Source organism: Catenuloplanes indicus (assembly GCF_030813715.1).
Classification (GTDB): domain Bacteria; phylum Actinomycetota; class Actinomycetes; order Mycobacteriales; family Micromonosporaceae; genus Catenuloplanes; species Catenuloplanes indicus.
Window position 1 is genome coordinate 1901643 of the sequence record NZ_JAUSUZ010000001.1, and the last position, 13360, is coordinate 1915002.

A 13360-nucleotide genomic window follows, 5' to 3' on the forward strand; every position below is an offset into this window, starting at 1 on the left:
CCCTCCGTGACCGCCCCGCCCCGGCCGTCGCCACGGCGGTCGCCGCGGCGGCGGTAGCGTGCGCGGGCGGCCGGTGGCAGCGCGACATCGAAGTCGCTCTCGCCCGTACGGGCAGTTACGGCCCGGTCAGCGTCGACGGCCGATCCTCGCCGGCCGACTGCGCAGCGGCTGACAGCGCGCAGGCCTATGCCGTCAGTAATCATCAGCGGATCGGAACAACAGAAGCGCTCAGCGCTATGCAGATCCATCGGGGCGGCCAGCGATTATATGAGTGCGGCACCGAACCGCAACCGATACACACCAAATTTGCCTTCACGGCCCCGAATATTCGCCCATTCACTTATCCATGGACGCCCGAACGAATTCTCCGCCCACCTCGCGGGCGTAGCGCGCCAGCTGATCGTGGCGTGCAGGCGCCTGCCATCTCACGCTGGAGGCGCATGTGAATCGACCGCCCTTCCGGCCGTGAATGCGCGCAGGACCTTTCCAGGCCCGCATGCGGGGATAGGCAATCCCATCATCGATGGGTGCGCCCGATGTGGAGCTACCTGGCTGGATGTACCAGCTGACAACGGCAGCTGGACCGTTCGTCAACACGATCGACGTCAGGCACTCCGGTGGGCGGACGTCGCGGCACTGTCACCGCCGACGATTCGGACAGTTCCCCTTTTCCGGTGGATTGCCCTGTCGATAGAGGTATGAATGGTGGGTGCGGGGCCTGGGGTCGGATGTGACGACGGAGAGCGCTGTGATGAGCGGCGGTGGTGAAGCCGGCGCAGTCGCCTCCGAGCGTGAGCGGCTGGTACGGCTTCATGCCTACCAGGTGCTGGACACTCCCCCCGAGGGCGAGTTCAACGATATCGCCGCGCTCGCAGCGGAGCTGTGCCAGACACCGATCGCGCTGGTCAGTTTCGTCGACGCGGATCGGCAGTGGTTCAAGGCCCGGGTGGGTCTGGACGTGTGCGAGACTGCGCGCAGCAGCTCGTTCTGCGCGCACACCATGCAGCAGGAGTCGGTTATGCAGGTCCCGGACGCTCTGCTCGACCCGCGGTTCGCCCAGAACCCGCTGGTGCTCGCCGAGCCGCACATCCGCTTCTACGCCGGGGCGCCACTGCGGTCCGCCAGCGGGGCCTCGCTGGGCAGCCTCTGTGTGATCGACCGGCGGCCGCGGCTGCTCTCGCCCACGCAGTCGGCGGGACTGACGACGTTGGCGCGGCATGTGATGGTCGCACTCGAGCTGCGGCAGTACCGGCGCAGCGTCTCGGAGGTGTCGCAGCGGCTGCATGACGCGGAGCGGATCAAGGACGAGTTCCTCGCCCGGGTAACGCATGAGTTGCGTACCCCGCTCACGTCCATCCATGGTTATCTGGAGGCGCTGGACGGTGACGACCTACCTCCCGGGGTGACGGCGCGGTTCCTGGCCACCATCCGCCGTAACTCCGACCGGTTGCTGCATCTGGTCAACGACATGATGCTGGCGGCCGAACTCGGGTGCAACGCCGTACAGCTGGACAGGGAGCGGGTGAGCCTGACCGAACTGGCGACCGGGGCTGTGGACCGCAACCAAGGCCTGGCCGTCGCCAAGGATCTGTGGATACGGGCCGACGCCCTCAGTGACGTCGACACGATCGGTGACCGTGTCCGGCTGGCGCAGGCGATCGACCGCCTCGTCCTCAACGCCATCAAGTTCACCGCCGAGGGCGGCATCGTGATCGGCACGACGACACACGAGGGGCAGCCGGTGCTGACCGTAACCGACACCGGAGTGGGGATACCGGAGGAGGATCGCGACCGGATGTTCCGCGCCTTCCGCCGGTCCGCGGCCGCCGAGCAGGCCGAGGTGCAGGGCGTCGGGCTGGGACTGACCATCGTCAAGTCGATCATCGACGGTCACGGCGGCACGATCGGTATCGACAGTGCTCCCGGGCGCGGAACCACGGTCACACTGACTCTTCCATCCGTATGACGCCGGCCATGATCCCTCTTTCGAAAGACGCGCCGTGCCGGTCGTGCGGCGACGCCCGATGCGAGGAGTGTGCCGGCATGAGCGAAGCCGCTCGGCTGGCCGCCCTGCACGAGTACGGATTGCGGGACGCTCCGGTCGACGAAGAACTGACCTCGATCGTGCGGGCCGCCGCCATGGTGGCCGGGGTGCCGACGGCCACCCTCAACCTCATCGACGACAAGCTGCAGTGCCAGCTGACGACGGTAGGTTTCACTCCCCACGATGCACCGCGCGAGGACTCGATGTGCGCGGTCGTGTTCCGCGACGGACGGAGCACCGTCGTGCCGGACGCCAGCCGAGACCCGAGGTTCGCGAACAACCCGTGGGTGACCGGGCGGCTGGGACACATCCGCTTCTACGCCTCCGTACCGCTGGTGAACGCCGACGGGCACGCGCTCGGCACCCTGTGCGTCTTCGACACCACGAGCGGCGCGTTGAACGACATCCAGATGCAGGCCCTGGAAGGGCTGGCAGGCGTGGTGGTGTCGCTGTTCGAACGGCACCGGGACGTACGCCGGCAGGCCGTCCTCGCCACCGAGGCGCAGGAGCAGCAACAGCGTGCCGAGGCGTATCTGCAACTGGCACAGGAACGCCAGGAACTCATCGACGCGGTGCACGACAGCATGCAGGTGGCGATCGTCGCCTGCGATGCGCAAGGACGGCTGTCGCTGTTCAATCGTGCCGCCCGTGACCTGCACGGCTTCGATGCCGACCCCCGCGTCGACCCAGCCGACCTCGCCCGGCGCTACGACCTCTATGCAGCCGACGGCACGACTCCGCTGGCCACCGAGGACATCCCGCTGCTACGGGCCCTGCACGACGGCAAGGTCGATGGCGCGCAGATCGTCATCGCACCCACCGGCCGCCCCCCGGTGCGGGTGTTGTGCTCCGGTCGCGTGATGTCCCACCCGGGCGGCTGCCGGCTCGGCGCCGTCGTGACGATGACCGACATCACCGCCGATCAGCAGCAGCGGCAAGAGATCGCCGACCGTGAACGTCTGCTCAGTGCCGTCGTCGAGACCGCGCCGGACGCGTTCGTCATCGCCGACTCCCAGGGGCGTGTCACCGCCTGGAATCCGGCCGCCGAAGCGATGTTCGACATCCCGTCCGCCGAGGCCGTGGGACGCTTCCTGGAAGATCTGATCATTCCCGCACGCCTCGGCGTCGCGCACGCACGCGGACTGTCGCGTCGCGCCACGACCGGGGAGGTACGGCTGACGGACGTCGTGCAGGTTCCCGCCGTACGCCGGGACGGCAGCGAACTGCTCGCGGAACTGAGCCTCGGCTCCTTCACCTGGCGGGGCGCACCTCACTTCCACGCCTTCCTCCGCGACGTCACCGACCGCGAAGCGGCACGGCTGAGTCTGGCCAAGGCCAACGCCGACCTCGCCGCCGCGAACAGCGAGCTGGACCGATTCACTGCCATGATCGCCCACGACCTCAAGGGACCGCTGACCGCCATCGCCGGCTACACGGAGATCCTCGAAGACCTCAGCCAGCAGCGCACCCCGCGTGAGGAGCGCGCGCTCGCGGCCATCATCCGGGCCACGACCCGAATGACCGCTATGTTGAACGATCTCCTCGCCTACGCACACGCCGCCAACGAACCGCTCGACCGCGAGGAGACCAGCATCGACGCGATCGTCACCGAACTCGCCACCGACATGCACGCCGCCGCTGCCCAGCCACTGCGCATCACCCACGACGCGCTGCCCGTCGTGCACGCACAGCCGACGATGCTGCGCCAGGTCCTGGCGAACCTGCTGAACAACGCCGTCAAGTACGTCGCCCCCGCTACCGAGCCACACGTACACGTCGCCGCCGAGACGGAGAACGACACGGTGATCATCAGCGTGATCGACAACGGCATCGGCATCCCGGCCGAGGCGCGCGACCGCGTGTTCGCCATGTTCCACCGCGAGCACGCCCAGGACTATCAGGGCAGCGGCATCGGGCTGGCCACCTGCCGCCGAATCGTCGAACGTCACGGTGGCCGCATCTGGATCGACGACAGCACCCCGGCCGGCACCACCGTCAAGCTGAGCCTCCCTCGCTGAGCCGGCCTCAGCTCCACCGCAGGGAATCACCATGCCGCTGGTGGGCGCCGAAGGCGGTCAGAACGAGTGGTTCGCCTCACCGCGTTCGATCGCCGCGCTGGCAAGGGCTTCGCGCGCATGCATCCCGACATCGTTCGGGGAGTCGATGGCCACTGCCTGCAGGCTGGTGAAACCGGCGGGCCCGCACCGGCGCAGCGCGTGGGCGCACTCGTGAGCGACCCGGTATGCCTTATCCGGCAGGGCTCCGGTCAAGGTCTGTACGGCGGCGGGCGCACCGATCGCGCCGAGCGCCCGGGCCGACGCCGCCCTCAGCGCGACCGGCTGCTCATCGTTTGCGAGAACGGTGCTCAGGGGCAGCACACCATCACGGCTACCGAGCCGCCCCAGAGACCCCGCAGCGGCGAGCCGGACCTCGAGGACGTCGTCGTCGAGTAGCAACCGGGCGATCGCCTGCATCGTCAGCCGGGCTGCGGACTGCAGGAGCCCGAGTGCGTCCAGGGCGGTGATGCGCACCAGCGGTGCCCGGTGGTCCAGAGCCGCGCGCAGCGCCGCCTCCGTGCCGGCTCCGCATTGCGTCAGCGCGAGCGCGACCATCTGCACCGACGTCGGCTCCGCGCGCGCCAGGCTGGCCAGCAACCGCCAGGCGGCGGCCGGGTCGCCGATGCGGCCGAGAGCGCGTACCGCGACCAGCCGTACCTCCGCGTGCGGGTCATCCAGCAGACCGCACAGTCCTTGCACCGCGTCCGCGGCGCGCAGGTTACCCAGCAGCTCCGCAGCGCGCGCTCGACGGACGTGGCTGCGCGCACCCAGCTCCGTTAGAGCAAGATCGGCCAGACCGCGGCGGCGGAACACGGTGACCAGGCTGGTGTGTGCGTCACCGCGTACCTTCCCGAGAAGCGCCGTGGCGGTCGGCTCGACGGCTCGCCACGACACTGCCGGCAACCGAGCGAGCTCCTCGACGCCATCCGGGTCAGGATCGGCGATCAAGGCCAGCATGAGGCGACGCGGCCCGGCGGCGATCCGGGTTCTCTGCCGCACGCGCCACCGCCGCACGACACGAACGATGACGACCGCGACGGCCAGCAACGCCAACACGCAGGCCATTACGATGATTGCCGCGGACATCCACCGTACCATCGCCTCACCGGACGTCATCGCGTTCCTCACCATCCGGGCCGCTACAGCAACCGAGAGCACACGATTGGCCCAGCCGGCGAGCAATGAGCCGACGTGTCATGCCAGACGGTGGCTGACAGGTGCGGCTCATGCCGGATGCATTCCGATCCGTGGTGGCTCCTGGCCGACGATAGCGCCTTCTGTGTCGTCGCGGCCCCTGCCTCACGTAATAGTCCTGAACAATGCGGTCGGCCGCACATAGAAATATCTTCAGGAAATACGCCAGCTCCTTTGGGCCACATCACCGCGGAGACGGCGAGAGTGAGGCGGCCTCCCGGAACCTGGTGCGCGCCGAACCCTCGCGGCAGAAGGCGGGCGAATGGACGGACTGGTCACACCCCCTCCTCCGGAGCCGGACCTCCGTCATGGACCTCCGGGCAGGGAGACAGACGCAGATGGGACATGTGCTGTTAGTCAACTAAACTACGGAGGTGACTGCCCGCGAGACAGCAAACATCGACGGCCGCTCGGCTCTTCAGCCGACGCCGGAGGTCTCGCTGTCGCGCCTCGGCGCCGACGCCCGCTTGGATCAGCTGCTGGAGCGAGCTCGGAAGCTACTGCGTGCGGACACCTCGGCGCTGCTGCTGGTCGACCCGCATGCACGTCAACTGGTCTCCATCGCCGCCAAAGGCCTCGAGGAGGAGGTCGACGACGGTTTCCGGATCTCGGTCGGACGCGGCTTCGCCGGCCGGGTCGCCGGCGAACGCCAGCCGGTAGCCCTGGAGAGCGTGAACGCGGACAACGTGCTCCACCCCCTGCTGCTGAAGAAGGGGGTGCGGTCGCTGCTCGGCGTCCCGATCTTCGCCGCCGAGGAAGTCCTCGGCGTGCTGCACGTCGGCACGCTGACATCACGCGAATTCACCGAGCCGGACGTCGACCTGCTGCAGCTACTCGCCGAACGAGCTAGTGAGATCATCAAAGCGCGGGCGCGCGGCATCGACGAGACTGCCGCGCTGGCATTGCAGCGCGGGCTGATGCCGAGCCGGATGCCGGAGCTACCCGGTGTGCAGCTTGCCGCCCGGTATGTTCCCGGTCATCACGCCGGGCTCGGCGGCGACTGGTACGACGTGTTCGTGTTGCCGTCCGGGTGGCTCGGTGTGGTCATCGGCGACGTGTCCGGTCACGGGCTCACCGCCGCAGTGATCATGGGCCGCCTACGCAGCGCCCTCCGCGCTTATGCCCTCGTCTGCGACGACCCCGCGCAGGCCCTGGCACTGCTCAACCAGAAGATGCAACATTTCGAGCCTGGCAGTCTCGCCACTGCGCTGTACGCGATGCTGCCCCCCGATCGCGGCAGCATCACCCTGTCGGCCGCCGGTCACCTGCCGCCGGTCATGGCCGCACCCGGCGAGCCCGCCGCAATCGTGCCGGTGCTCGTCGATCCGCCGCTCGGCTTCAATGACTCCGACGTTGAGCGCCGCACGATCACCGTGCCGTTCCCCGATGCCGCGGTGTTCGCGGCGTACACGGACGGCCTCGTGGAGCGCCGGGATGAGATCATCGACACCGGCCTCGCCCGGCTCGCCGCGGCAATCGAGGCGGACGATGCCGAAGAAGTCTGCCGGAAGGTGATGGCGGCTGTGGGGATGGAACAACCACGTGACGACATCGCGCTGCTGACGATGCGCAGAACGGCGAACGACGCCATCAGCAGTCCCGACGAACCGCTCGCAATGAAGCCCGGCCACGATATCCGGCCAGTTCCTGCACGGCAGCGTGTGCCTGATCCCATCCGGCCATGAGGGTGGCGGCAGAAGCCGCAGACAAGCCCACGCGCCGCAACTGGTCGATGATCGTGAGCTGCGCCTCAAGGCATTGTTTTAAATAGATTGCGATTTGCGCATACTCCATTTCGCCGGGCATGACGCTGCCCGGCGGCCAGGCTGACCTGTCCACGCCCTCACGATACGTGCCCATAGGTCACGTCCCACTGTTTCGCGGAGATCCCGCATCGCCAAAATACCGGACTTGACTCCTCGTGAACCCCCGGTGACGCCCGCAGGTCGCGGTCCGATCGGCGGACGAGCCACCTGCCTTGGCCGTCGCTCACAACCGAATGGCTACCACGATGCTTCAGGTCTGCACCGTGGCGTATCGATAGTCGCAGAAGCGAGCCATCCGCAACGCGCAGCCAGGAGAACCTATGCTGCAAAGCCCCACGCTTGATGACCATCGTCCATTGATTCTGATCGCCGAAGGTGACGACGACTTCCGAGAGCTATTGGCCCTTCTGGTGCACTCGTGGGAATTTCGGGCCGTCGCCGTTGCCGACGGCCGCGAAGCGGCGGCCGTACTCGACCGCACGCGTCCGGACCTCCTCATCACCGAACTCGCGGTTCGCGGCGTCAACGGGTTAGAACTGTGCCGCCTGATCCGCGCTGAACACCGGCTGCGGACCGTTCCGGCCCTCATCATCTCGGTGCACTCGAGCCCGGACGACATCGAGGCCGGCTACCGGGCCGGCGCCGACGGTTACCTGGTGAAGCCGGTCAGCGTCCACGAGTTGCAGGGCACCCTGCGCGATCTGATCGAGGACCGTCACGAGGCCGGTGGCGGCCTCGGAACGGGTGACGAAGGCACCCTGCCCTCGATGCCATCATCGATGGTGATGCCCTCGCAGCTCCGAGGGAGCGTCGATCCGGCCGCCGTCTTTGCTCACCTGGGTAACTCCGCGATCGATTGGATGGCCGAAGGCCGGCGCCGCTCAGGCGGCCGGAGAGAGCGAAACCTCGCCTGGTAATAGCTGTATCGGTTGGGTCCGGCGGGCACGCGTGGTCAGAGGCGCCGGTCCCGGAGCCGGGTCCCTCATCCCATACACGCGCACGTTTGCCTCATTTCCCGCATACCGTACTTGGCGCACATATCTGTCATAGTGTGACCTCTGTGCCGGAGTTCTTGGGCCGGTGGCGCCGAGCTGTGCTAGCCGACGGGCCCCGTGCGTCTGCCCGGCAGGCCGCCATGCTGTTCGCGTTCTCCGGTCTGCTAGGTTTCGTCGGCCTCGCATCCGGCTCGGGCGACGCGGCGATGCTGTGGGTCGTCATCGTCGCCGATGTCGTCGTAGCGGCAGCCGCCCTGATACTGCCCTGGCAGCGCTGGCACTCGCTGGCTCCGGCGCTGCTGAGCCTGCCGGCACTTGCGATCCTGGCGCTGTCGACATGGGCCTTCGGCGGTATCGCGGCAGGGACCGGGCCGTTCTTCGTGGTGCTCTTCGGCTGGGTAGGGCTGCGTTTTCCCCGCTGGACGGCAGGCCTGCTGGTGGTGCCCGCCGCGGTCGCCTATGTCGTTCCGCTCGTCGCAGCGGGTCAGCCCGCCCAGGTGATCAGCAGCGTCGTGCTGCTGATCCCGGTGGGGTGGGGGATCGCCGTTCTGATCGCCGAGCAGCAACGGGCGCAGCGGGTGGCGTACCAACGCCTGGAGCAGCTGGAGCGGCGGCGCGCGGACGTGGCCGCCGCGCTGGCGCACGACGTGCGGTCGCCGCTCAACAGCATCCAGCTGGTGCTGGAGACCGTCCGGGACGAACAGCTGGCGAGCGATGAGCGGACACGCTTTCTGGATGCCGCCTCCCGCCAGGTGGAACGGGTGGTAGCTCTGTCCGAATATCTGCTGGACGTGGACATGCTGGACCAGAGCGGGCAGATGCGGCTCGCGCGTCAGCCGATGCCGCTGCGCCCAGCGTGTCTGGCCGCGATGGAATTCGTCGATAGTGCCCAGATCTCTCTCGTCGTCGGGGAGGACCTCACCGTCTTCGCCGATCCACAACGACTCCAGCAGATGCTGGTCAGTCTGTTGATCAATGCGCTGCGTCAGGGACGCGGGCCCGTGACGGTCTCGGCGTACGGCGACGCTGCCAAGACCCACATTCGGGTGTGTCACCAGGGCACCACAACCGCGGATGAACGGCCTGCCGAGGCGATCCGCCCGGAGAAACGCCCGCCGGTCGCGCCCGAAGCGCGCCGGCCGAGCATGTCGATCGCCCGGCAGCTCGCACAGGCTCACGGAGGGGATCTGCGATATGAACTCGGCACCGCCGGTGGGTGCTACATCGTTCACCTGCCAGGACTTCCCCGCTGACCAGCCGGACACCGAACACCGCTCGCGGACGACGTGGCCAATGCGCCGCACGGCGGATGCAGCCAACTCGACCAGCGCAGAAGCTGCCGGGGCGTGGATGCCGCCGTGGCCGGACGGCTCGAGCGCTTGCGCCTACAGGAAGACGCGCGGTGCTGCGCGATTTAGTCCTTGGCATGCCGACATACTCGGCAGCCGGGCGGACATCGGCCGACGCGTCACCGCACCAGGGCGTCAGCGAGACGGTGCCGGCGTGAGCGTCCGCCGGCCGTGATCCCGCCTGTTGTGTACCTGATCGGCTGAGCCGCATCACATCACGAGCAGAACTCCTCAGCAGCGACGCGGAAACGCCGATAGGAGCACGGCAGTGACAGAGGCGACGAGGTGCCTGGCGTGGGATCGAAGAACCTGACTGCAGCAGGCGGCGTGCCGACCTCGGAGACCTGGAGGTGGACGTTAGGTCGCCTGCTGACCGTCGGGTGTCTGCTGACCATCGGGCCGCTGCTGCTGGTCACCACCGTCTCCTACGCGCGCATCACCACCCTGCTCGCAGATCGTGAGCGCATGGACCACAGCTATCACATCCTCGCGACGCTCAGCGAGTTACGGCACGAGCTGCAGGACGCCGAGCGCGGGCAACGCGGATACATCATCACCGGCGAACCCGACTATCTGCGGCCTTATCAGGAGGCGATCGGTAAGATCGACGCCACTTTGAGCGACCTGCAGTCACTGTATGCCACCAGTACCCAGCAGGCGGATACCCTGCGATCCCTACGTCAGTCCATCGACGACAAGCGGGTGGAACTGGCCCGTACCATTGCCCTGCGGCAGGAGTCGGGCTTCGCCGCAGCACAGAGCATCGTGGCCACCGGTCAAGGCGCGAAGGTCATGGAACGCATCGAGGCGCGGTTGACGGCAATGAGCCAGCAGGAGCAGCGTCTGCTGACCGCGGGCGAGAGCGCCACCCGACGGCAGGCCCGGCAGACGACACTTTTCATCAGCTACGGCACGGCCGTCGCCGCCCTGGTCGCCGCCGTCGGCGCGGTGTGGGCAAGCCGCAAGATCACCCGGCCGATCCGGGAGGTCACCGTCGTGGCACGTCAGATCACCGCGGGCGACCTGAGCCGCCGGGCACCGGTCCGTGGGCCGGCTGAGGTCGCCGAGATGGCCGCCGCGGTGAACGCCTCGACCGCAGCGGTCGTCAGAGCGCGCGACGACGCCGTCGCCGCCGAGGCGGCCACAGCGGCCTTCCTCGCCACCATGAGCCATGAGATCCGCACACCCATGAACGCCGTGATCGGCATGACCGGGCTGCTGCTGGACACCGAGCTGACCCGCCAGCAACGCGACTTCGTCGACACCGTCCGCGACAGCGGCGAGGCTCTGCTGGTCATCATCAACGACATCCTGGACTTCTCCAAGATCGAGGCCGGTCAGCTCGAGCTGGAGGACGCCGCCTTCTCCCTGCCTGACTGCATCGACGGCGCGCTCGCACTCGTCGCGGTACCGGCAGCCGCCAAGGGTCTCGAACTCGTCAGCCACATCGACCGATCATGTCCCACCGTCGTCTGCGGCGACGTGACCCGGCTGCGTCAGATCGTCGCTAACCTGCTCTCCAACGCGGTGAAATTCACCAGCGACGGAGAGATCGTCGTATCGGTCACCGCCGAACCCGCCGGCACCGGCGAAGCGATCCATCTGCGCGTCGACGTCCGCGACACCGGCATCGGTATCCCCGCGGACCGCCTGGAACGGCTGTTCCGGCCTTTCACCCAGGCCGACACCTCGACCACCAGGGAATATGGCGGCACCGGTCTCGGCCTGGCCATCAGCCGCCGCCTCGCCCACGCGATGGGCGGCACGCTCACGGTCACCAGCACCGAAGCCGCCGGCTCGACCTTCTCCCTCACCGTCCTGGTGCGCCCCCACCCGGAAACAACTGACACCGCGCAAACCAACGGTCCGTTGTACGGGCAGGAGGTGCTCATCGTCGAGGACAACGCCAGCGCACGCGAGGCACTGGACGCCCAGCTGACTGCGTGGGGACTCCGATGCACAGCTGTCGCGACCCCGTCTGCCGCGTTCGACGCAATCGACAGCAGAGACGACCTGCGCGTCGTGCTCATCGATCACACCCTTCCCGGCATCAACGGCGTGGACCTGGCCGCGATCCTCCGTGAACGTCATCCGGCGGAGGACCTGCCGCTCGTGCTGCTCACCAGCGTCAACATCCAGCCCAGCTCGGACGAACGCCAACGCTTCAACGCCGTCCTGACGAAACCCACTCGTTCCTCGACGCTGCACACCACGCTGATGCGCCTCCTCAGCCCGGCCACGGACGTACCGGCCGACACCACCGACGAGCCGAGCACGAACCCCCGATCGCCGCTGAGAATCCTCTTGGCCGAGGACAACCAGGTCAACCAACGAGTCGCCAAGCTCATGCTCGCCAAACTCGGGCACCGCGTGGACACCGTCGCCGACGGCGCCGAAGCGGTGCACGCCGTACACCGGGCCCCCTACGACGTCGTCCTCATGGACATGCGCATGCCCGTCCTCGACGGCCTCGCCGCCACCCGCATCATCCGGGCCGAACTACCCGCCGACCGGCAACCGCACATCATCGCCATGACCGCCAACGCGCTCGCCGAAGACCGCGCCCAATGCCTTGCCGCCGGCATGGACGGCTATCTCGCCAAACCCGTCCGCGCGGCGGAACTCAGCGCCGCGCTCGCTCCCCTGCTCCGGGATGCGCCCCCGCCACCGGACACGGACGTGCGCAACAGCGCCGACGACCCACAGCACGCTCATACCAGTACGGACGCCGGCATTCGCGAACGCCTCCGCGACATCACCGGACCCAACCCACCGGCCGAAGAACGCGCACTGATGGCTCGCCTCCTGACAACGTTCCCCGCCAAGACACGTGCGGGAATGGACAAGGTGGAAGCGGCACTGGCCAGCGGTGATACCGCCGCGGTACGCGACGTCGCCCACGGCCTCAAGGGCTCGGCGCTCAATGTAGGGCTGAGGGACCTCGCGAAGCTGTTCGCCGCGATCGAGGACCATAGGAACGACAGTAGCGAGTCCGAGGTACACGAGCTCCTCGACGCATGCCAGGAGACGCTGGCCGACGCGGTTCCGGTCCTGGAGCAAATCGCCGGCGACTACTTGCCGTAGCGCTACGTGCCATCGGCGGCACCCATCCCGGCCACCGGAGCAAGCGCCAGCCAACAGTAAGCGTGGTCAGCATGCCTCATGCGATTAACCACGGTGAACCCTGCTGCCATCATTTCTTTTGCCAGAGGCAGCCCACAGGAGATCATTGACAAGCTCATACGTCAGCGAGAACTGCTCGGCGGCTACGACCGGTTCATGGCCCAGATCGACCTCGGCGGTCTGCCAAGTGAGGAATCCGGTCCACGAACCATCCGCTCTCATGGCTGGTGAGGAATTGGACGGTACCGGCCAGGTGACGCAGACTGGGGCCGATGCTCATGCACATAGGAAGTGCTCCTTGGGTGCGAGACCGGACCCTCGATCGGGTGGACGGTCCCGACTGCGGATAGCGGCGCATCACAGATCAGCGGCGTCGTAGGCGCCGGGTGCGTGCTCATGCGCCGAGGGCGGCCGGCAGGCGAGCGTTGTCGGGGATGCACCATACCTGGGCCGGCCATCTGCTGTCGTGCTCGTCCGGGGCGCACGGGACGACGTCCACCAGATCTTTGCGGTTGTGGTCCGCGGCGATGACGCACCGCGCGGGCTCGTCGGTGGTCTCGATCCGGAAGGTCCGCCACTGCTGATCATCTGGATCGGAGGGCAGCGGCAGCGCAGCGGCGGCCGCGCCCGCCGTGCGCAGCATCCAATCAGGCGCGTCATCGCAGGCGGTCTGCACAGCGCGTTCGCCGGCTATGCCGAGGCATCGGCCGCTGAAGGCGAACTGCAGCCGATACGTCGCGCGCTCAGATCCGGGTGAAGCGATCACCTGTTGTTCCGGCACTCGGTACGGCCACTCCTGGCACTGCTCCTGGATGATCTGCACGCCGTCGCG

8 protein-coding genes are annotated in these 13360 nt (G+C 67.8%); 6 read left to right on the forward strand and 2 right to left on the reverse strand.

The features are described 5' to 3' along the window. Positions 1-730: 730 nt before the first annotated feature. Entirely contained in the window at positions 731-1966 is a 1236-nt protein-coding gene (locus tag J2S42_RS08720; protein WP_307237280.1) for a GAF domain-containing sensor histidine kinase, read from the forward strand. A 77-nt stretch (positions 1967-2043) separates the two neighbouring features. Next, positions 2044-4062 carry a GAF domain-containing sensor histidine kinase gene (locus J2S42_RS08725; RefSeq protein ID WP_307237283.1) on the forward strand — a complete coding sequence of 673 codons (2019 nt, stop codon included), beginning with the start codon at positions 2044-2046 and terminating at the stop codon, positions 4060-4062. Positions 4063-4119: 57 nt separating this feature from the next. On the opposite strand, the gene J2S42_RS08730 is transcribed toward J2S42_RS08725, so the two are convergent. Continuing rightward, on the reverse strand, positions 4120-5187 hold the full coding sequence (locus J2S42_RS08730) for a HEAT repeat domain-containing protein (RefSeq protein WP_307237286.1): 1068 nt from the start codon (positions 5185-5187) through the stop codon (positions 4120-4122). Between the two features lie 482 nt (positions 5188-5669). Between J2S42_RS08730 and J2S42_RS08735 the strand changes: the two genes are divergently transcribed. From J2S42_RS08735 to J2S42_RS08750, 4 genes are all read left to right on the forward strand, one after another. Next, entirely contained in the window at positions 5670-6980 is a 1311-nt protein-coding gene (locus tag J2S42_RS08735; RefSeq protein WP_307237289.1) for a PP2C family protein-serine/threonine phosphatase, read from the forward strand. Positions 6981-7381: 401 nt separating this feature from the next. After that, entirely contained in the window at positions 7382-7978 is a 597-nt protein-coding gene (locus tag J2S42_RS08740; protein WP_307237292.1) for a response regulator, read from the forward strand. Between the two features lie 218 nt (positions 7979-8196). Then, positions 8197-9309, forward strand: a complete 1113-nt coding sequence (locus J2S42_RS08745) for a sensor histidine kinase (RefSeq protein ID WP_307237294.1) — start codon at positions 8197-8199, stop codon at positions 9307-9309. Between the two features lie 390 nt (positions 9310-9699). Continuing rightward, positions 9700-12489: a response regulator gene (locus J2S42_RS08750; RefSeq protein ID WP_307237296.1), complete on the forward strand. Its 2790-nt coding sequence runs from the start codon at positions 9700-9702 to the stop codon at positions 12487-12489. Positions 12490-12922: 433 nt separating this feature from the next. Here J2S42_RS08750 and J2S42_RS08755 read toward each other — a convergent pair whose 3' ends face one another. Further along, entirely contained in the window at positions 12923-13351 is a 429-nt protein-coding gene (locus J2S42_RS08755) for a hypothetical protein (protein WP_307237298.1), read from the reverse strand. Positions 13352-13360 lie beyond the last annotated feature (9 nt).